Source organism: Mycobacterium kyorinense (assembly GCF_001672775.1).
GTDB lineage: Bacteria > Actinomycetota > Actinomycetes > Mycobacteriales > Mycobacteriaceae > Mycobacterium > Mycobacterium kyorinense_A.
This window is the reverse complement of sequence record NZ_LZKJ01000062.1, coordinates 1-21,045: the sequence shown is the minus strand read 5'-3', so window position 1 is coordinate 21,045 and position 21,045 is coordinate 1. Positions and strand designations below refer to the sequence as shown.

Genomic DNA, 21,045 nt, shown 5'->3' with positions numbered 1-21,045 from the left:
AATGATTCATGCCCGCGGCATCGAGGGCATACCGATGGAAACCGAGTTGGCATTGGGGACCGGTACCGGCACCTTGCGTCCGCCGTGTTCGGTGAAGGTCACGGTGGCGTCGACGGCACGGGGTGCGTTGACGAAGGACACGAACCGCGACAGCTTGTCGGGATCCTCCAGCACCCCTTTCCACTCACACTGGTAGGTGGCCACGTGCCGCTCCATCGCGGCCTCCAACTCGTCGGCCAGGCCCAGCGAGTCGTCGCACACCACGCTGCGCACGTGCTCCAATCCACCCTCGATCGACTCGATCCACGGCGCAGTGCGCTGCAACCTGTCGGCGGTCCGGATGTAGAACATCAGGAACCGGTCGATGTAGCGGATCAGCGTCTTTTCGTCGAGGTCGCTGGCCAACAGTTGCGCATGTTTGGGTGTCATGCCGCCGTTGCCGCCGACGTAGAGGTTCCAGCCCTTTTCGGTCGCGATCACGCCGACGTCCTTGCTGCGGGCCTCGGCGCACTCCCGCGCGCAGCCCGATACGCCCAACTTGATCTTGTGCGGTGCCCGCAGACCGCGGTACCGCAATTCGAGGTCGATGGCCAGCTGGACCGAATCCTGTTGGCCGTAGCGGCACCAGTCGCTGCCCACGCAGCTCTTCACGGTGCGCACCGCCTTGCCGTAGGCGTGCCCCGACTCCATTCCGGCGTCGACCAACCGCTTCCAGATCGCCGGCAGCTGGTCGACCCGGGCGCCGAACATGTCGATGCGCTGACCGCCGGTGATCTTGGTGTACAGACCGAAGTCCTGGGCGATCTGGCCGATGAGAATCAAATGCTCGGGTTTGATGTCGCCGCCGGGCACCCGCGGCACTACCGAATAGCTGCCATTGCGCTGGATGTTGGCCAGGAAATGGTCGTTGGAATCCTGAAGCGACGCCTGCTCGCCGTCGAGGATGTGCTCCGAACCGGTTGACGCCAGGATCGATGCGACGGCGGGTTTGCAGATGTCGCAACCCTTTCCGGTGCCGAAGCGGTCCAGCAGCGCCGAGAAGGTGCGGATCGAGGTGGCGCTGACGATCTCGAACAGCTCGGCGCGCGACTGGCTGAAGTGCTCGCACAGCGCCTTGGACTGCTCGACACCCTCGGCTTCCAACAGCTGCTTGAGCAGCGGCACGCAGGAGCCGCACGACGTGCCGGCGCCGGTGCAGGATTTCAGGCCCGCCACGTCGGTGCAGCCGGCGGCGATCGCGTCGGTCAGCTCGGCCTTGCTGACGTTGTTGCAGGAGCAGATCTGGGCCGAGCCGGGCAGCGCGCCAACCCCCAACACCCCTGCGCCATCACCGGTTTGAACCGGCGAGATCAGTGCCAGTGGATCGCCGGGCAACTCGGAGCCGACCATTGGCCGCAGCACCCCATACGACGAGGCGTCGCCGACCAGGATGCCGCCCAACAGCGTTTTGGCGTCGTCGGACAGCACCACCTTGGCGTAGGTCTGCTTGACCGCGTCGTTGACCACAACCTGCAGGCAATTCTCGGTGGTGCCCATCGCGTCACCGAAGCTGGCGACGTCGACGCCGAGCAGTTTGAGCTTGGTCGACATGTCGGCTTCACCGAACTCGGCCGCGCCGTCCAGCAGCCGGTCGGCGACCACTTCCGCGCTGGCGTAACCCGGTCCGACCAACCCGTAACAGCGGCCCTCGATGGCGGCCACCTCACCGACCGCATAGACGTCGGGGTCGCTTGTCCGACAAGACAGGTCGGTGAACACGCCGCCCCGCTCTGCGATGGCCAGACCCGCGGCCGCGGCCAACTCGTCGCGCGGGCGGATACCCGCGGCGAAGATCACCAAACCCGCGTCAATGACGCCACCGTCCGACAGGTTCACCCGCACTGATGGCGGACCCTGCGAATACTCAACGGTTTCAATCGAATCCGTCGACACGCCGACGTGCACCGCCAGGCCCAGCTCGGTGATCATGCGTGCCAGCAGCGCGCCACCGGCCTCGTCGATCTGCTGTGCCATCAACCGTGGCGCCATCTCGACGACATGCGTCTGCAGTCCGAACTGGCGCAACGCATTGGCGGCTTCGAGCCCCAGCAGCCCACCGCCGATCACCACACCGGCGCGCACGCTGCCCGCGTCCAGCGTGCGCTGGACATCGGCGCGGATGCCGTCGAGGTCGTCGAGCGTGCGATAAACGTGGCAGCCGGGCAGATCATGGCCGGGAACCGGCGGGACGAACGGGTAGGAGCCGGTCGCCAACACCAATGTGTCGTAGCCGTATCGCTGGCCATCGGCGGTGAGCACCGATTTGGCCGCCCGGTTGATCTCGGTGACCCGAGTGTTCAGCAGCAGTCTGACCCGCTCGTCGCCGGCATAGTCGTTACCCGGGAGCGCCAGTAGGTCCCGGTCCCATTGCTCGGTGTAGGCAGTCAGACCCACCCGGTCGTAGGCAGCATCGGGCTCCTCGGCCAGCACGGTGATCTCACAGGACCCGTCGGTGTCCCGGGCGCATAGTGCCTCGACAAACCGGTGCCCCACCATGCCGTGCCCGACGACCACAATCTGGCGCGGGGTCTCAAGTGGAGCCATGCCTCGAGGCTAGGAACGCGATATTGCCAACATGTTTCGTGCGAAGTGCCATCTCCGTGACGCTGATCTCACACCCGGCCGCGAGCCCGGTGAGAGAGTTTCACTCATGGCGAACGCCCAGGTGGAACTTAAGCGTGGTCGACTCATGTTTATCCGGATAGCAGGCCGACGCGGTGTCGGCCGCATCACGACGAGGAGACAACGATGAGCAACGTCACACTGTGGTCGCGTCCGGCCTGGAGCACCGACCGCTGGCTGCGTGAATTCTTCGGTCCCGCAGCGGCTTCCGACTGGTTCAAGCCGGTGGTCAGCGACGGCGGCTTCAGTCCCGCCGCGGAGGTCGTCAAAGAGGGCGACGACGCGGTGGTCCGCCTGGAGCTGGCCGGCGTCGACGTCGAGAAGGACGTCCACGTCGAACTGGACGAAGGCCGGTTGGTCATCCATGGCGAGCGCCGCGACGAGCACGCTGAGGAGAAGGACGGCCGCACCTTGCGGGAGGTCCGCTACGGATCGTTCCGCCGGTCGTTCCAGCTGCCCGCCCACATCACCAGCGAGGCGATTTCGGCCTCGTACGACGCCGGCGTACTGACCGTCCGGGTCGCCGGTGCGTATGCGGGAACCGGCGCGCAGCGCATCGCGATCACCAAGTAACGCGAACAGGCGCAAAGGCCCCCGCACGCCCGGCGTGTCGGGGGCCTTGTGCGTCTGCTCGCGCTAATTCCAGCGGGCCAGAATCTCCTTGGCCCGGGCTCCCAGTGCGGCCTGAAAGAACGGCCCGAAGCTGATCCGGCCCACCCCCAGCGGACCGAACGACGCCGGATCGTCCTGGTCGGGCAGTGCGATCGCGTTGACTGGAAGCGGCAACTCAGCAGTCAAGCGCCGCAGCGTCTCCGGATCGTGCCGGCCCACCGGATAAAGCACATCGGCGCCGGCCGCGGCGGCCTCTTTCAGCCGCGCCACCGCCCGCTCCACGCGATCCGATTCGTCACCGTCTTGCCGCAGGAACAGGTCGGTGCGGGCGTTGATCACCACATGCACACCGGCTGAATCGGCAGCCGCGCGCAGCGCACCGACCAGCTCAGCGTGTTCACCGGCCGAGCGCAGCCGCTTGCCCTCGCTGTGTACGGAGTCCTCGATATTCAGGCCGACCCCGCCCGCCCCCAGCAGCCCTTCGATGAGCCGCGACGGCGCCAACCCGTACCCGGACTCGATATCCACCGAAACCGGGACGTCCACCGCAGCGGTGATCTGCGCGACGCGGGCGAGCAGGTCGTCAAAGGACATGCCTTCGTTGTCGGGTTTGCCGACCGAATCGGCGACGGGATGGCTGCCGACGGTCAGTGCAGCAAACCCCGTTTCGGTGGCCAACCGCGCCGACCAGGCGTCCCACACCGTCGGCAGGATCACCGGGTTACCGGGCTGGTGCAGTGCCAGTAATGCGTTGGCCCGATCAACCGCTGTGCTGTCTGCTGACATCTTTGCTGAGCCTCTCGTCGAGGACGTGACCTGTCTCACGCCGGCGGTGTGGGGTGGATAGTATCGAGACACGTACTGTGATCCATGACACCTCAGCCCAGGGAGATCCGTTGTCGACCACTACTGAACTCGCTGAACTGCATGACCTGATCGGCGGCCTGCGCCGGTGCGTGACCTCGTTGAGGTCGCGATACGCCGACACCCCGGCCATGCGGCGCATTGTCAACGACGCCGAGCGAATCCTCAACGATGTCGAATTGCTCGACATCGACGCCGGCGAACTGGAGCTGGCTGGTCCGCTGCCGCATTCCGGCGAGAAGATCTCGATCCCCGACACCCAGTACGACGCCGAGTTCTGGCGTGACGTGGACGACGAGGGCGTCGGCGGCCACAGTCGGTCCTGACCACCCCGCGGTCCGGGTGCAGCGGTGTGACTTAGTACTCTCCAACGAGCCCCACGCGAAGAGGATCACATCAGATGAGCGCACCCACGGCGAACCGTCCTGCCACCGGCGTCTTCTCACCCACCCGCGCCAAGGTGCCGCAGTCCAACCTGCGCACCGACAAGTGGTGGTTCCCGCCGCTGATGACCGACATCGGTTTGGCCGCGTTCATCATCTACGCGACCATCCGGGCGTTCTGGGGTAGCGCCTACTGGGTGGACAAGTACCACTACCTGACGCCGTTCTACTCGCCGTGCATCAGTAAGTCGTGTGTCCCGCACGCCAGCCATCTGGGCGTCTGGCTGCCGGAATTCCCGCGCTGGATTCCGCTGGGAATGCTGGTATTACCGTTCCTGCTCGCGTTCCGTATCACCTGCTACTACTACCGCAAGGCCTACTACCGGTCGGTGTGGTTGTCCCCGGCGGGATGCGCGGTGCCCGAGCCGCGCGCCGGCTACACCGGTGAGACGCGTCTGCCGCTGATCTTTCAGAACAGTCATCGCTACTTCTTCTATGCCGCATCGCTGCTGGCGCTACTCAATACCTACGACGCCATCGTCGCGTTCCATTCCCCCTCCGGGTTCGGATTCGGTTTGGGCAACATCATTTTGGTGGTCAACGTGATCCTGCTGTGGGCCTACACCGGCGGGTGCCACTCCTGCCGGCACGTCACCGGCGGGCGGCTCAAGCACTTCTCCAAGCATCCAGTGCGGTACTGGATTTGGACCCAGGTCACGAAGCTGAACACCCGGCACATGCAATTCGCGTGGATCACGCTGGCCAGCCTGGCGATCACCGACTTCTACATCATGCTGGTGGCCAGCGGCACGATTACCGACCTGAGATTCATCGGCTGACAAGCGATTCAGTCAGGACAATCGGCAAGAGTTGAGTGAGGTTTCATGGTTGAGGTCGAACGGCACGCCTACGACGTCGTCGTAATCGGTGCCGGCGGCGCGGGGCTGCGCGCGGTCATTGAGGCACGCGAGCGGGGCCTGAAAGTTGCGGTCGTCTGCAAATCCCTGTTCGGCAAGGCCCACACGGTGATGGCCGAAGGCGGCTGCGCCGCGTCGATGGGCAACGCCAATCCCAAAGACAACTGGCAGGTCCACTACCGCGACACCATGCGCGGCGGGAAATTCCTGAACAACTGGCGAATGGCTGAACTGCACGCCAAAGAGGCGCCCGACCGGGTGTGGGAATTGGAGACCTACGGCGCACTGTTCGACCGCACCAAAGACGGCAAGATCAGTCAACGCAACTTCGGTGGCCACACCTACGCGCGGTTGGCCCACGTCGGTGACCGCACCGGCCTCGAGTTGATCCGCACCATGCAGCAGAAGATCGTCTCGCTGCAGCAGGAGGACTACGCCGAGTCCGGCGACTACGAAGCGCGGATCAAGGTGTTCGCCGAGTGCACGATCACCGAACTACTCAAGGACGGCGACGCGATCGCCGGCGCGTTCGGGTACTGGCGCGAGAGCGGTCGGTTCGTGTTGTTCGAGGCGCCCGCGGTGGTGATGGCCACCGGCGGCATCGGCAAGTCGTTCAAGGTGACCTCGAACTCGTGGGAGTACACCGGCGACGGCCATGCGCTGGCGCTGCGGGCCGGCGCGACGTTGATCAACATGGAGTTCGTCCAGTTCCACCCGACGGGCATGGTGTGGCCGCCCAGCGTGAAGGGGATCCTGGTCACCGAGGGTGTCCGCGGAGATGGCGGTGTGTTGAAGAACTCCGAGGACACCCGGTTCATGTTCGACTACATCCCGCCGGTGTTCAAAGGACAGTACGCCGAGACGGCGCAGGAAGCCGACCAGTGGCTCAAAGACAACGACTCGGCCCGTCGCACCCCCGACCTGCTGCCCCGCGACGAGGTGGCCCGCGCGATCAACTCGGAAGTCAAGGCCGGCCGCGGCACCCCGCACGGCGGGGTCTACCTGGATATCGCGTCGCGACTGACGCCAGCGGAGATCAAGCGGCGGCTGCCGTCGATGTATCACCAGTTCATGGAGTTGGCCGGGGTCGACATCACCAAGGAGCCGATGGAAGTCGGGCCCACCTGTCACTACGTGATGGGCGGTATCGAGGTCGACCCGGACACCGGTGCGGCCACGGTACCGGGGCTGTTCGCCGCCGGTGAGTGCTCCGGTGGAATGCACGGCTCCAACCGGCTGGGCGGCAACTCGCTGTCGGATCTGCTGGTATTCGGTAGGCGCGCCGGCCTCGGCGCCGCGGACTACGTGCGGGCCCTGCACAGCCGTCCGGCGGTGTCCCCGGAGGCTGTCGACGTCGCGGCCAAGCTGGCGTTGGCGCCGTTCGACGGGCCCGAAGACGGTTCAGCGGCGGAGAACCCGTACAAATTGCAGATCGACCTGCAAGACGCGATGAACGAGTTGGTCGGGATCATCCGCAAGGCCGACGAAATCTCCGAGGCGCTGTCGCGGTTGGAGGAGCTTCGCGGCCGGTTCGCCAAGGTGCAGGTCGAGGGAAACCGCCAGTACAACCCGGGATGGAACCTCGCCATCGACCTGCGCAACATGTTGATGGTCAGCGAGTGCGTGGCCCGCGCGGCGTTGGAACGCACCGAGAGCCGCGGCGGACATACCCGCGACGACCATCCCGCGATGGAAGCCGACTGGCGCAACACGTTGTTGGTGTGCCGGGCCGATAGCGGGGCCGACGACGGCAACGTGCCGCACATCAGTGTCAGCCGCCAGGAGCAGGTCCCGATGCGGGCCGACTTGCTGGAGCTCTTCGAGATCTCCGAGCTGGAGAAGTATTACACCGACGAAGAGCTGGCCGACCATCCAGGACGGAGAAGCTAGATGAGTTACAACGCGACGATGCGGGTGTGGCGCGGCGACACCGACGGCGGCGGCCTGGAGGACTTCACCGTCGAGGTCAACGAGGGCGAGGTGGTGCTCGACGTCATCCACCGGTTGCAGCAGACCCAGACACCCGACCTCGCGGTGCGGTGGAACTGCAAGGCAGGCAAGTGCGGATCGTGTTCGGCGGAGATCAACGGCCGGCCCCGGCTGATGTGCATGACCCGGATGTCGACCTTCGCCGAGGACGAGGTCGTCAGCGTGACGCCGCTGCGGACCTTCCCGGTGATCCGCGATCTGGTCACCGATGTGTCGTTCAACTACGAAAAGGCGCGCGAGATCCCGTCATTCACGCCACCGAAGGACCTGCAGCCCGGCGAATACCGAATGGCGCAGGTCGACGTTCAGCGCTCACAGGAATTCCGCAAGTGCATCGAATGCTTCCTGTGCCAAAACGTCTGCCACGTGATTCGCGACCACGAAGAAAACAAGGAGGCCTTCGCCGGTCCCCGCTTTTTCATCCGCCTCGCCGAGCTGGAGATGCATCCGCTCGACACCGCCGACCGCCGCGACCTCGCCCAGGAGGAGGCTGGCCTCGGGCTGTGCAACATCACCAAGTGCTGCACCGAAGTCTGCCCCGAAGGCATCAAGATCACCGACAACGCCATCATCCCGATGAAAGAGCGCGTCGCCGGTCGTAAATACGACCCGGTGGTCTGGCTGGGCAACAAGCTGTTCCGCCGGTAATCGCGCGGGGCGCACGAAGCGTTAACCCTCGGCCGGTCCGGGTACTCCATTCCAAGCCCAACCCGACCGGCGCGATCGCCGCGCCCCAAAGGAAAGGCGGTAGCGATGGCGATCCGAGATCCTGCCAGCCCGAACGACATTCGAACCGCGATCCGGGAGCTGTCGACTCGCGCCGATATTGCCCATAAAGAGGGTCGGCACGACGAGGCGGCCGAGATCGAGCAACGCATCGAGGGTTACCGCAAGGAGCTCGGTCAACGTCCCTGAGTCGAAGCGTCGATCAGATCCCGAGGCGACGGAAAACGCTGCGGTGAAACACGATAGGGGCCACTTCCGGATCCACTTGGACGTCAAGTACCCGCAGCACGACGATGGTGTGATCCCCCGCCGCGACCAGTTGCTCGACGGCGCTCTCCAGCCACACGCTGGTGCCTTTGATGAAGACGGCGCCGCTGCCGTTGGATACCGTTTCCAGGCCGGCGAACCGGTCTCCGGTCTTGGCGGCCAGGGTGCGAACCGCCTCGTCGTGGGCTTCGCCCAGCACGCTGATGCCCAGCGACGGCACGTTTTTGAGTTTCGGCCACGTCGCCGACGTGTTCTGCACGCAAAACGACACCAACGGCGGGTCCAGCGACACCGGAACAAACGTGCTGGCGGCCAGCCCTTCCCGGACACCGCCGACTTCCGCAGCAATGGCGATGACGCCGGATGGGAAATGACCAAAGGCCTCGCGCAGAGACGACGGCGTCAGCTTCTCGGGTGAGTTCACCGGACTTCATTCGGGTCGACGGGATTTCGCATCTCTGACCCTACTCGGCGGGCCGCCTGACTTTAGCGATGCCGGACCGTTTACTCCGCAGGCATTGCGGAGAGCACACAGCCGGCGTGCAGCCTCAAACACGGCCCGGATGCATCGCATCGGCACACCCCGTCGAAGGCGCGCGGATGCTCGCCGAGGACGGCTCTCGGAGGCCGGTGATGCGTGACACACAGCGCGCATATCCATCATCGCCGCAGGTCACAGCGTCGGGGTCGGGAAGCCCAACCGGTTGGTTGCTTAGGTTGTGAAATTTAGCTCACAGTCGCTTGCGTTGAAGTTACCGAACCGTTAAGTTTGGCGCTGTTACTGGTGGGTAACTTAGCCCTAGTACCCAACCACGAGTGGCATTCTCATCGAGGAGGAGCACGTGAGCCACTACAAGAGCAATGTCCGCGACCAGGTATTCAACCTTTTCGAGGTTTTAGGCGTGGACAAGGCGTTCGGGGAAGGCGACTTCAGCGATCTGGACGCCGACACCGCCCGCGAGATGCTGGAAGAGATCAGTCGGTTGGCCGCGGGGCCCGTCGCTGACTCGTTCGTCGAGGGTGACCGCAATCCGCCTACCTTCGACCCGGAAACGCACACGGTGACGTTGCCCGAGTCGTTCAAGAAGTCGGTGCGCGCCGTTAGTGAGGCCGGTTGGGACCGGGTCGGCATCGACGAGGCACTCGGCGGTATGCCGATGCCCAAGGCGATGGTGTGGGCGCTGCACGAGCACCTGCTGGGCGCCAACCCCGCGGTGTGGATGTACGCCGGCGGCGCAGGTTTCGCCAACATCCTCTACCACCTGGGCACCGAGGAGCAGAAGAAGTGGGCCGTGCTGGCCGCCGAGCGCGGTTGGGGCTCGACCATGGTGCTGACCGAGCCCGACGCCGGCTCGGATGTGGGCGCTGCCCGCACCAAGGCCGTGCCGCAGGACGACGGCTCTTGGCACATCGACGGTGTCAAGCGATTCATTACCTCCGCCGACTCCGGCGACCTGTTCGAAAACATCTTCCACCTGGTGCTGGCCCGCCCCGAGGGCGCCGGCCCCGGCACCAAGGGCCTGTCGCTGTTCTTCGTCCCGAAGTTCCACTTCGACCCCGAGACCGGGGAACCGGGCGAGCGCAACGGTGTGTTCGTGACCAACGTCGAGCACAAGATGGGTCTGAAGGTCTCGGCGACCTGTGAGTTGTCCTTCGGTCAGCACGACGTGCCGGCCAAGGGCTGGCTGGTCGGCGAGGTGCACAACGGCATTGCGCAGATGTTCGAGGTCATCGAGCAGGCGCGGATGATGGTCGGCACCAAGGCAATCGCCACGCTGTCCACCGGCTACCTCAACGCGCTGGATTACGCCAAGGAGCGTGTGCAGGGCGCGGATCTGACCCAGATGACCGACAAGACCGCACCGCGGGTGACGATCACTCACCACCCCGACGTGCGTCGCTCCCTGATGACCCAGAAGGCCTACGCCGAGGGTCTGCGTGCGCTGTACCTCTACACCGCGACCTACCAGGACGCGGGCGTGGCCAAGGCGGTGCACGATGTGGATGCCGAACTGGCCGTCAAGGTCAACGACCTGATGCTGCCGGTCGTCAAGGGGGTGGGCTCCGAGCAGGCCTACGCCAAGCTCACCGAGAGCCTGCAGACCCTCGGCGGCTCGGGCTTCCTGCAGGACTACCCGATCGAGCAGTACATTCGCGACGCCAAGATCGACTCGCTCTACGAAGGCACCACGGCCATCCAGGCGCAGGACTTCTTCTTCCGCAAGATCGTCCGGGACAAGGGTGTGGCGCTGGCTCACGTGGCCGGACAGATCGAGGAATTCGTCAAGAACGAGTCCGGCAACGGCCGGCTGAAGGCCGAGCGCACGCTGTTGGCCACCGCCCTGACCGACGTGCAGGCGATGGCGGCCGCGCTGACCGGCTACCTGATGGCCGCGCAGGAGGACATCTCCAGCATCTACCGGGTCGGCCTGGGTTCGGTGCGCTTCCTGATGAGCGTCGGCGACCTGGTGATCGGCTGGTTGCTGCAGCGTCAGGCGGCGGTAGCCGTCGAGGCGCTCGACGCCGGGGTCAGCGACAGCGATCGGGCCTTCTACGAGGGCAAGATCGCGGTGGCGTCGTTCTTCGCGAAGAACTTCCTGCCGCTGCTGACCAGCACTCGCCAGGTGATCGAGACGATCGACAACGACATCATGGAGCTCGACGAAGCCGCCTTCTAAGGTCGGCCCGCACGGCGAACAGACGCAAAAGCCCCCACACGCCCGGCGTGTCGGGGGCTTTTGCGTCTGCTGATCAGCAGCTGACATGACCGCCGCTGAATCCCCTCAGCCCAGCGGCGTGCCGGTTAACTCAGGGAAGCTCCGCATTGCCATCGGGTCGGGGGGTCGGACGACAACGCGGAGCTATCCGGCACGTCGAATACCCGCGGCCCGGATTGACAAAACAATTCGGGGCAGAAATTCTCCGCCCCGGATCCGATCAGGCCTCCAGAATGGCGGCTACACCCTGGCCGCCGGCCGCGCAGATCGAGATGAGAGCGCGCAGCGGCTTGCCGCCGCTCCCCTTCTGCTCGGCCTTCTTTTCCGCCAGCTGCTTGGCGGTCTGCGCGAGGATCCGTCCGCCGGTGGCGGCGAACGGATGACCGGCGGCCAGCGACGACCCGTTGACATTGAGTTTGGACCGGTCGATCGGTCCCAACGCGGAATCCAGGCCAAGCCGTTCCTTGCAGTACTCCTCGGACTCCAGGGCCTGCAGGTGCGCCAGCACCACCGACGCGAAGGCCTCGTGGATCTCGTAGAAGTCAAAGTCCTGCAGGCTCAACCCGTTACGGGCCAGCAGCCGCGGTATCGCATACGTCGGCGCCATCAGCAAGCCGTCGGCACCGTTGACGTAGTCCACGGCTGCGGTCTCGGCGTCGACGAAGTAGGCCAAGACAGGCAGCGAATGTTCGGCGGCCCATTCTTCACTGGACAGCAGCGCCACCGAGGCGCCGTCTGTCAGCGGCGTCGAATTGCCGGCCGTCATCGTGGCGTCGCCGGCTTTGACACCGAACACCGGCTTGAGCTTGGCCAGCTTCTCCACCGACGCGTCCGGCCGCAGGTTGTCGTCACGGTACAGACCCAGAAATGGCGTGACCAGGTCGTCGAAGAAGCCCCGGTCGTAGGCGGCCGCCATGTTGCGGTGGCTGGCGACCGCCAACTCGTCCTGGTCGACCCGCTTGATGCCCATCTGCTTGGCCGTGATGGCCTGGTGCTCGCCCATCGACAGCCCGGTGCGGGGCTCGCTGTTCACCGGGATCTCCACCCCGAGGCTGGCCGGCAGTTTGCCCGCCAGTTTCAGCCGCTCGACATTGGACTTCGACCGGCGCAGTCCCAGCAACGTGCGGCGCAGGTTGTCGCCCAGGCCGATCGGCGCATCCGACGTGGTATCCACCCCGCCGGCAGCGGCGACCTGGTAGCGGCCCGCGGCGATGCCGTCGGCCGCCGCGATCGCCGCCTGCAGCCCGGTGCCACAGGCTTGCTGCATGTCGAAGGCCGGCGTGTAGGACGACAGCGCCGACCCCAGCACACACTCGCGCATCAGGTTGAAGTCGCGGCTGTGCTTGAGCACGGCCCCGCCGATCACCGCGCCCAGCCGCTCACCGGACAGGCCGAACCGGTCGACCAGGCCGCCCAGGGCTGCGGTGAACATGTCCTGGTTGGAGGCCTCGGCATATGCGCGGTCAGAACGGCCGAACGGAATACGGTTACCGCCCAGCACCGCCACGCGTCGCCTGGATCGCAGACTCTCCTTGGAGGCCTGGTCGTTGGACTTGGAACTTGCAGAGGAATTGGCAGGGGCCACGTTTGTCTCCGTCAGTAGGGGTTATCCGCGGTTAGGGTCATAGTACCCACGGTTCTTACTCTGGAGTAAGTTCGGTCTCGTTACGGTTGTCGATAGATGGCACGCTCGATATGGAAGGCAGCTTCAGTGGCCCCCACGGATCTATTCTCTCAGGTCGTCAACTCCGGCCCCGGGTCGTTTCTGGCCAAACAACTCGGGCTCCCGCAGCCCGAGCCGCTGCGCCGTTACCGCGCCAGCGATCCGCCGCTGGCCGGGTCGCTCTTGATCGGCGGTGAGGGCCGGGTCGTCGAACCGCTGCGTGCAGCACTGGACAAGGACTACGACGTGGTGGGGGCCAACCTCGGCGGTCGATGGGTCGATTCGTTCGGTGGATTGGTCTTCGACGCGACCGCAATCACCAGCCCGGCCGGCCTGACGGCGCTGCACGAATTCTTCACGCCACTGCTGCGCAACGTCGGCCCGTCCGGCCGCATCGTCGTGCTGGGCACCACCCCCGAGGCGGCGGGCAGCACCGACGAACGGATTGCGCAGCGCGCGCTGGAGGGCTTCACCCGCTCACTGGGCAAGGAGCTGCGCCGGGGAGCGACCGTCGCGCTGGTCTACCTGGCTCCCGACGCCAAGCCCGCGGCGACCGGACTGGAGTCGACGATGCGCTTCATCTTGTCGGCGAAGTCCGCCTACGTCGACGGTCAGGTGTTCTATGTCGGCGCCGAGGATTCCACCCCGCCGGCCGACTGGGACCGGCCGTTGGACGGCAAGGTCGCCATCGTGACCGGCGCCGCACGGGGTATCGGCGCGACGATCGCCGAGGTGTTCGCCCGGGACGGCGCCCGGGTGGTGGCAATCGACGTCGAAGGCGCCCGCGAGGCGCTTGAGAAGACCGCGAGCCAGGTCGGCGGCACCGCGCTGACCCTCGACGTCACCGCCGACGATGCCGTCGACAAGATCACCGAGCATCTGCGTGAGCACTACGACGGCCGGGCCGACGTGCTGGTCAACAACGCCGGCATCACCCGCGACAAGCTGCTGGCCAACATGGACGACGACCGCTGGAACGCGGTCCTGGCCGTCAATCTGCTTGCGCCGAAACGGCTTACCGAAGGATTGGTCGGTAACGGCAGCATCGGCGAAGGCGGCCGGGTGATCGGCCTGTCGTCGATGGCCGGTATCGCCGGCAACCGCGGGCAGACCAACTACGCGGCCACCAAGGCCGGCATGATCGGGCTGACTCAGGCGCTGGCGCCGGAACTGGCCGACAAGGGCATCACGATCAACGCGGTCGCGCCGGGATTCATCGAAACCCAGATGACGGCCGCGATTCCGCTGGCCACTCGCGAAGTGGGTCGACGGCTGAACTCGCTGTATCAGGGCGGCCAGCCGGTCGATGTGGCCGAGACCATCGCCTACTTCGCCAGCCCAGCGTCGAACGCCGTGACCGGCAACGTGATTCGCGTCTGCGGCCAAGCAATGTTGGGGGCGTAGCGCGTGACTCAGCCAAGTGGCCTCAAGAACATGGTCCGCGCCGCGGCCGGGGCATTGCCGTTCATCCCGCGCAGCGATCATCTGTCCAACCGAAGCGTGACGGTGCAGGACGTTCCCATCGACCGCGCGAATGTCGCTGCTTACGCTGGAGTCACCGGCCTGCGCTACGGCGACAACCTGCCGCTGACCTACCCGTTCGCGTTGACCTTCCCGACCATGATGTCGTTGGTGACGAGTTTCGACTTTCCTTTTCCCGCAATGGGTTCAGTTCACATCGAGAACCACATCACGCAGTACCGGCCGATCAAAGTGACCGATACGGTGGGCATCGCGGTGCACGCAGAGAACATCCGCGAACACCGCAAGGGCCTGCTGGTAGACCTGGTGACCGATGTCAGCGTCGGCAACGACACCGCGTGGCACCAGGTGACGACCTTTCTGCATCAGCAGCGCACCAGCCTGTCCGACGAGCCCAAGCCGCCGCCGCAGAAGCAGCCCAAGCTGCCTCCGCCGAATGCCGTCTTGTCGGTCAGTGCCGGGCAGATTCGCCGCTACGCGGCCATCGGTGGCGACCACAACCCGATCCACACCAATCCCGTCGGCGCCAAATTGTTCGGATTCCCGACCGTCATTGCCCACGGAATGTTCAGCGCGGCAGCGGTATTGGTCAACCTCGAGGGCCGTCTGCCCGACGCGGTGAAGTATTCGGTGCGATTCGGTAAGCCACTGGTGCTGCCCGCCAAGGCCGGGCTCTACGTCGACCAGGTCAACGACGGCTGGGATCTGAGCCTGCGCAACATCGCCAAGGGCTACCCGTATCTCACCGGCACGCTGCGGGCGGCGTAGCACCGCAGCTTTGACGGCGAATCCTTGATTTCAGTGTGAATCCCGGGCGGGAAAATCGCCGGAATCCCGCCCTGTGTTCACACTCGAAGCCAAGGTTTCACGCTCAACGGTCGTGAGGGTGGGTGCCGCGTCGCTGGGCGCCCCTTTCAGGCCGCGCCAGAACAGGTTGATCATCAGCTCGGCGGCTTCGTCGACGTCGGTGTCGCCGGTGCTGAGTCGCGTGGCCACCGCCTCGCCCGCTCCCACCAGGGCCACGGCCATCATGTCGAAGTTGGTGTCCGGCTCGGGGTTTCGGGTGCCGGACCGAAGCAGGCGCGCCACCAGCTCGATAATTCGCTCGCGGCCCTCACGCAGCGTGTGAGCGAATGCCTGCGAGCTGGTGGCCTGCGTATACATCACGATCCACGACGCCCGGTTCGTGTCGATGTAGCGCATGAAAGACACGATGGTGTTGCGCAGCAAGTCTTTCGGACCCTGCTGAAGCTCGATGTCTTCGCGGACGCCATCGATGAAGCGGGACAGCTCGCGGTTCAGACACGCGCCGAAGAGTTCTTCCTTGGAGCCGTAGTACAGGTACAGCATCGGTTTGGAGATCTCTGCTTTGGCTGCGATCGCATCCATCGAGGTTTCGTGGTAGCCGTTGATCGAGAACATCTCGACGGCGGCGTCGAGCATCTGCTGCTCGCGGACGGCACGAGGTAGGCGCTTGGTACCACCTGCCATCGTCTGCCCTTCGTCTGCAGCCGGATATCGGACTCCAGAGTAGGCAATGTGCGTTTAGCGCACACCCGCTATCGGCCGCACCCGGCTGGCCGGCCCTTCACCGCTGCCATCCGCAGTACCGAGGCATCCACCGCCGGCTGCGCCAACTCCCCTGCGGCCAGCGCCTTCTCCAGCCGGTCGAGCACCGCGGGCACCTCGTCGGTGGTGACCCACAGCGCGACGTCGCTGCCTGCCTGCACCGCCCGCAGCACCGCCTCGGGCACCCCGTAGCGCTCGTTGATCGCGGCCATGCTGGACAGGTCGTCGCTGAACACCGGACCGTCGAACGGTGGGCCGCCATAGCCGTCGCCGGTGCGCAGCAAGTGCACGGCGGCCGGACTCAGGCTGGCCGGCTGGTCGTTCGTCAGACCGGGAACCTGCAAATGACCGATCATCACCCCGACCGGCGTCGCGCTCACCAGCGTCCGGTAGGGCACCAAGTCGTCGTGCTGCAACTGGTCCAGCGGTGGGGTGGCGACACCGCCGGTATGCGAATCGCCCGAGCCGTGCCCGTGGCCGGGGAAATGCTTGAGCACCGGCAGCAGCCCGGCATCGCGCAGGCCGCGGGCATAAGCGCCGGCGTATTCGGTGACCACCCCGGGATCCGCGCCGAACGAGCGGTCGCCGATGACCGTGTCGTCGGCGGCGTCGGTGACATCGACGACCGGCGCGAAGTCCACGGTGATGCCCAGCCCACGCATCTTGTGGCCACGGTCCAGCGCGGTCGCATAGACCTCGTCGACGCTGAGGGTCTGCGCCAGCGTCCGCGCCGACGGCGCCGCTCCGATCAGCGACGAAAGCCGGGAGACCCGACCGCCCTCCTCATCGACGCTGACTGCCAGCGGCAGTGGGCCGGCGCCGTCGGCGATGCCGCGCAGGGACCCATCGGTCAACATCGACAGGTCCGTCCAGCTGCCGACGAAGATGCCGCCGACGTGGTGGTCGGCGACCACCGCTCGTGCGTCATCAGCGTTGCGCACGCCCACCATCAGCAACTGAGCCAGCTTGTCGCGGCCCGACATCGCCGCCAGCATGGCCGGCCCATCGCCGCAGGCCGGCTTGCCGGGGGCGGGCGAGGATGCGCTCGGAGGTTCCGGTGGCTTGGCAGGGCTGCTGCATGAGGCGATCAGCGCTGACACCGCAGCAAGCACGGCCAGCACGCGTAAGAGGGCCATCGGCCCATGCTGTCACGGCACGCATCAACGACGGCGCCGCCCCGCCCGGCCGTAGTGCTAGGTTGGGCGACTAGGTCCGGCGATCACCAGTCCGCACTCTCAAGGAGCCCCCGATGAACCGGTTCGTTGCGCCCGCCGCAGCCAGCATCGTGGTCGGTCTGCTGCTGGGTGCCGCCGCCATCTTCGGGATCACCCTGATGGTGCAGCAGGACACCAAGCCGCCGCTGCCCGGCGGTGACCCGCAGTCTTCGGTACTCAACCGGGTTGAGTACGGCAACCGCACCTGACCTGACTACGTCGACTCCGGCCGCCTCACAGAAGGCGGCGTCTTCGACGGTGGTGGGCCTGTCGCGGCGGTGGTTGTGGTTGGTCGCTGCCCTGGCGCTGGCATTGACCTTCGCCCAGTCGCCCGGGCAGATCTCCCCCGACACCAAGCTGGACCTCACCGCCAACCCGCTGCGCTTCCTGGCGCGGGCAACCAATCTGTGGAACAGCGAGCTGCCGTTCGGACAGGCGCAGAACCAGGCCTACGGCTACCTGTTTCCGCACGGCACGTTCTTCCTGACCGGCCACCTGCTGGCGCTGCCCGGGTGGGTGACTCAGCGGCTGTGGTGGGCTCTACTGCTCACCGTCGGCTTCTGGGGCCTGCTGCGGGTGGCCGAGGCGCTGGGCATCGGAAGTCCCTCATCGCGGGTGATCGCCGCGGCGGCGTTCGCGCTGTCGCCGCGGGTGCTGACCACGCTCGGGTCGATCTCCTCGGAAACGCTGCCGATCATGTTGGCGCCGTGGGTGCTGCTGCCCACCATCCTGGCGCTGCGCGGCGACGCCGGCCGGTCCGTGCGCAGGCTGGCCGGGCAGGCCGGGCTGGCGGTCGCGTTGATGGGGGCGGTCAACGCCATCGCGACGCTGGCGGGTTGCCTGCCGGCGGTGATCTGGTGGGCGTGTCATCGACCCAACCGGTTGTGGTGGCGCTACACCGCGTGGTGGTTGCTGGCACTGATCCTGGCGATGTCGTGGTGGTTGGTGGCATTGGCCCTGATGGCCCGGATCAGCCCGCCGTTCTTGGATTTCATCGAATCCTCCGGTGTCACCACGCGATGGTCGTCGCTGGTAGAGGTGCTGCGCGGCACCGACAGCTGGACACCGTTCGTGGCGCCCGACGCCACCGCGGGGGCTCCGCTGGTCACCGGGTCGGTGATGATCCTGGCCACCTGCCTGGTCGCCGCGGCGGGTCTGGCCGGCTTGGCCATCCGCGGCATGCCGGCACGCGGGCGGCTGGTGACGATGCTGCTGGCCGGGGTGACGCTGATCGCGGTCGGCTACTCCGGCGGGCTCGGCTCGCCGGTGGCGCATCAGGTGCAGGCCTTCCTCGACGCCGGCGGCGCGCCGCTGCGCAACGTGCACAAGCTGGAGTCGCTGATCCGGATCCCGCTGGTGCTGGGTTTGGCACAGCTGCTGGGCAAGGTGCCGCTTCCGGGCAGCACGCCGGCGCCGGTGTGGGTTCAGGCGGTAGCCCATCCCGAACGCAACAAACGTGTGGCGGCCGGGATCGTGGTGTTGACCGCGCTGCTGGTCGCCACCTCGCTGGCCTGGACCGGTCGGATGACCCCACCCGGCGCATTCCGCGCGATACCTCAGTATTGGCACGACGCCGCCGACTGGCTGACCGAGCACAACACCGGTACGCCGACGCCGGGCCGGGTGTTGGTGGTCCCAGGTGCCCCGTTCGCCACCCAGGTGTGGGGCACCAGCCACGACGAGCCGCTGCAGGTGCTCGGCGATAGCCCGTGGGGGGTGCGCGACTCGATTCCGCTGACCCCGCCGCAAACCATTCGCGCGCTCGACTCGGTCCAGCGGCTGATCGCATCCGGCCGCCCCTCGGCCGGCCTCGCCGATACCCTGGCCCGCCAAGGTATTTCCTACGTGGTGCTGCGCAACGACCTGGACCCGGACACGTCGCGCTCGGCCCGCCCGATCCTGGTGCACCGGGCGATCGCGGGGTCGCCGCGGCTGCAGAAGGTGGCCCAGTTCGGCGCGCCGGTCGGCCCCGGGCCGGTGTCGGGATTCATCAGCGACAGCGGACTACGGCCGCGGTATCCGGCCGTGGAGATCTACCGGGTCGCGTCCGGGGGCGCCGCCCCGGCTGCCCCCTACTTCGCCGACACCGACCAGTTGACCCGGGTCGACGGCGGCCCCGAGGTGCTGTTGCGCCTCGACGAACGCCGCCGCCTGCTGGGGCAGCCGGCACTGGGACCGGTGCTGATGACCGCCGACGCCCAGCGCGCCGGCTTGCCGGCGCCCGTCGTCACCATCACCGACACTCCGGTTGCCAGGGAAACCGACTACGGCCGCGTCGATGATCACTCGTCGGCGATCCGGGCCCCCGGCGACGCCCGGCACACCCACAACCGGGTGCCCGACTACCCGACACCGGGCGCGCAGACCGTCTACGGCGGCTGGACGGGTGGACGGCTCACCGCGTCGAGCTCCTCGTCGGATGCCACCGCCTTGCCCGACGTCGCGCCGGCGACCTCGCCGGCCGCCGCCGTCGACGGCGACCCGGGGACGGCATGGGTGTCCAACGGCCTGCAGTCGGCCGTGGGCCAATGGCTGCAGGTGGACTTTGACCATCCGGTGACCAACGGGGTGATCACCGTGACGCCCAGCCCGACTGCCGTCGGCGCCCAGGTCCGCCGGATCCAGATCGAAACCGTCAACGGCACCACCACGCTGCGGTTCGACGAGGCCGGCAAGCCGCTCACCGCGGCGCTGCCCTACGGCGAAACCCCGTGGGTGCGCGTCACCGCGATCGGTACCGACGACGGGTCCGGGGGTGTGCAGTTCGGCATCACCGATCTGTCCGTCACCCAGTACGACGCCAACGGCTTCGCCCATCCGATCGACCTCCGGCACACGGTGCGAGTGCCCGGGCCGCCGCCGGGTTCGGCGGTGGCCCGCTGGGATCTGGGCTCGGAGCTGCCGGGCCGGCCGGGCTGCGCCGAAGGCCCGCACGACATCCGCTGCGCGGCCTCGATGGCGTTGGCCCCGGAAGCGCCGACCACCCTCAGTCGCACGTTGAGCGTGCCGCAGCAGGTGTCGGTCACCCCGACGGTGTGGGTGCGGGCCAGGCAGGGCCCCAAACTGGCCGACCTGATCGCCGAACCGAATACCACCCGTGCCCGCGGCGACTCCGATCTCCTCGACGTCTCGGGCTCCGCATATGCGGCGACCGATGGTGATCCGACCACCGCGTGGACGGCACCGCAACGGGTTGTGCAGCACAAGACGCCGCCGACGCTGACAGTGTCGCTGCCCCGGCCGGCGGAGGTGGCCGGGCTTCGGCTCACCGCCAGCAGATCGGCGGTGCCGACGCATCCGGCCCTGGTCGCCGTGGATCTCGGCGACGGCCCGCAGATCCGGGAACTCAGCGCCGATACCGACGGCGCAGCTCAGCTCGTGAAGCTGAAACCGCGGGTCACCGACAGCGTCGTCATCAGCCTGCTCGACTGGCAGGACGTCATCGACCGCACCGCGCTTGGGTTTGATCAGCTGAAACCGCCGGGGCTGGCCGAGATTACGGTGATCGACGACCACGGCAATCCGGTGGCGGCCGCTGATGCCGCCCGCAACCGCTCGCGTGAAGTCACCGTCGACTGCGGCCGCGGCCCGATCATCGCGATCGCCGGCCGCTTTGTGCACACCACGATCACCACCACGGTGGGTGCGCTGCTCGACGGCGAACCGGTGGCCGCCCAACCGTGCGAGCGTGAGCCGATCGCTTTACCGGCCGGTCAGCAGGAGCTGTTGATCAGTCCCGGTGAGCAGTTCAGCGTCGACGGCGTTCGGCTGTCGGGCCCTCTCGCTGACCAATTGCCCAGCGGCACAACGATTTCGGCTACAACTGGGGCGTGGGGTGCGGCGCATCGTGAAGTGCGGGCACCCGAGGCGGCGGTCTCGCGGGTGCTGGTCGTGCCGGAAAGCATCAATCGCGGTTGGCAGGCACGCACCGGCGATGGGACCCGGCTGGACCCAGTGGCCGTCAACGGGTGGCAGCAGGGC

Annotated in this window: 17 protein-coding genes; 11 read left to right on the top strand and 6 right to left on the bottom strand. The window is 66.7% G+C overall.

From position 1 onward, the window contains the following. Positions 1-6 precede the first annotated feature (6 nt). Positions 7-2,583: a nitrite reductase large subunit NirB gene (gene nirB / locus A5707_RS06425; RefSeq protein ID WP_082969295.1), complete on the bottom strand. Its 2,577-nt coding sequence runs from the start codon at positions 2,581-2,583 to the stop codon at positions 7-9. Positions 2,584-2,787: 204 nt separating this feature from the next. Here nirB and A5707_RS06420 point away from each other — a divergent pair, with 204 nt between their 5' ends. Further along, on the top strand, positions 2,788-3,234 hold the full coding sequence (locus tag A5707_RS06420) for an Hsp20/alpha crystallin family protein (protein ID WP_065013681.1): 447 nt from the start codon (positions 2,788-2,790) through the stop codon (positions 3,232-3,234). A 63-nt stretch (positions 3,235-3,297) separates the two neighbouring features. On the opposite strand, the gene A5707_RS06415 is transcribed toward A5707_RS06420, so the two are convergent. Continuing rightward, entirely contained in the window at positions 3,298-4,059 is a 762-nt protein-coding gene (locus A5707_RS06415) for an isocitrate lyase/PEP mutase family protein (protein ID WP_065013680.1), read from the bottom strand. 110 nt (positions 4,060-4,169) lie between these two features. Between A5707_RS06415 and A5707_RS06410 the strand changes: the two genes are divergently transcribed. The 5 genes from A5707_RS06410 to A5707_RS24090 all read left to right on the top strand — a co-directional run bounded on the left by A5707_RS06410 (position 4,170) and on the right by A5707_RS24090 (position 8,341). Further along, complete coding sequence (locus tag A5707_RS06410; protein WP_065013693.1) at positions 4,170-4,463, top strand: hypothetical protein; 294 nt, start codon at positions 4,170-4,172, stop codon at positions 4,461-4,463. 74 nt (positions 4,464-4,537) lie between these two features. Continuing rightward, positions 4,538-5,359 carry a hypothetical protein gene (locus A5707_RS06405; RefSeq protein ID WP_065013679.1) on the top strand — a complete coding sequence of 274 codons (822 nt, stop codon included), beginning with the start codon at positions 4,538-4,540 and terminating at the stop codon, positions 5,357-5,359. A gap of 45 nt (positions 5,360-5,404) precedes the next feature. Continuing rightward, positions 5,405-7,327: a fumarate reductase/succinate dehydrogenase flavoprotein subunit gene (locus A5707_RS06400; protein ID WP_065013678.1), complete on the top strand. Its 1,923-nt coding sequence runs from the start codon at positions 5,405-5,407 to the stop codon at positions 7,325-7,327. Next, positions 7,328-8,074, top strand: coding sequence for a succinate dehydrogenase/fumarate reductase iron-sulfur subunit (locus tag A5707_RS06395; RefSeq protein WP_065013677.1), 747 nt, complete (start codon positions 7,328-7,330; stop codon positions 8,072-8,074). 105 nt (positions 8,075-8,179) lie between these two features. Then, positions 8,180-8,341, top strand: coding sequence for a hypothetical protein (locus A5707_RS24090; protein ID WP_197495269.1), 162 nt, complete (start codon positions 8,180-8,182; stop codon positions 8,339-8,341). A 13-nt stretch (positions 8,342-8,354) separates the two neighbouring features. On the opposite strand, the gene A5707_RS06390 is transcribed toward A5707_RS24090, so the two are convergent. Next, positions 8,355-8,843 (bottom strand): flavin reductase family protein, encoded by a 489-nt coding sequence (locus A5707_RS06390; RefSeq protein WP_065013676.1) that lies wholly within the window; start codon positions 8,841-8,843, stop codon positions 8,355-8,357. Positions 8,844-9,261: 418 nt separating this feature from the next. Between A5707_RS06390 and A5707_RS06385 the strand changes: the two genes are divergently transcribed. Further along, positions 9,262-11,097 carry an acyl-CoA dehydrogenase gene (locus A5707_RS06385; RefSeq protein WP_065013675.1) on the top strand — a complete coding sequence of 612 codons (1,836 nt, stop codon included), beginning with the start codon at positions 9,262-9,264 and terminating at the stop codon, positions 11,095-11,097. Positions 11,098-11,356: 259 nt separating this feature from the next. Here A5707_RS06385 and A5707_RS06380 read toward each other — a convergent pair whose 3' ends face one another. Beyond that, positions 11,357-12,661 (bottom strand): acetyl-CoA C-acetyltransferase, encoded by a 1,305-nt coding sequence (locus A5707_RS06380; RefSeq protein WP_419866394.1) that lies wholly within the window; start codon positions 12,659-12,661, stop codon positions 11,357-11,359. A gap of 156 nt (positions 12,662-12,817) precedes the next feature. On the opposite strand from A5707_RS06380, the gene A5707_RS06375 reads away from it, so the two are divergent. Together A5707_RS06375 and A5707_RS06370 are read left to right on the top strand one after the other, a co-directional pair. Then, a complete protein-coding gene (locus tag A5707_RS06375; protein ID WP_065013673.1) occupies positions 12,818-14,203 on the top strand; it encodes a 3-oxoacyl-ACP reductase in 1,386 nt (461 codons plus the stop codon). Between the two features lie 3 nt (positions 14,204-14,206). Then, positions 14,207-15,049 (top strand): MaoC/PaaZ C-terminal domain-containing protein, encoded by an 843-nt coding sequence (locus A5707_RS06370; protein ID WP_065013672.1) that lies wholly within the window; start codon positions 14,207-14,209, stop codon positions 15,047-15,049. A 30-nt stretch (positions 15,050-15,079) separates the two neighbouring features. Here A5707_RS06370 and A5707_RS06365 read toward each other — a convergent pair whose 3' ends face one another. Together A5707_RS06365 and A5707_RS06360 are read right to left on the bottom strand one after the other, a co-directional pair. After that, positions 15,080-15,772, bottom strand: a complete 693-nt coding sequence (locus A5707_RS06365) for a TetR/AcrR family transcriptional regulator (RefSeq protein ID WP_082969294.1) — start codon at positions 15,770-15,772, stop codon at positions 15,080-15,082. Positions 15,773-15,840: 68 nt separating this feature from the next. Next, positions 15,841-16,986, bottom strand: coding sequence for a glycoside hydrolase family 3 N-terminal domain-containing protein (locus A5707_RS06360; protein WP_065013671.1), 1,146 nt, complete (start codon positions 16,984-16,986; stop codon positions 15,841-15,843). A gap of 113 nt (positions 16,987-17,099) precedes the next feature. On the opposite strand from A5707_RS06360, the gene A5707_RS06355 reads away from it, so the two are divergent. Together A5707_RS06355 and A5707_RS06350 are read left to right on the top strand one after the other, a co-directional pair. Further along, entirely contained in the window at positions 17,100-17,273 is a 174-nt protein-coding gene (locus A5707_RS06355) for a DUF2613 domain-containing protein (protein ID WP_065013670.1), read from the top strand. Positions 17,274-17,322: 49 nt separating this feature from the next. Beyond that, the coding region (locus A5707_RS06350) for an alpha-(1->3)-arabinofuranosyltransferase (protein WP_156657626.1) at positions 17,323-21,045 on the top strand (3,723 nt) is incomplete at its 3' end.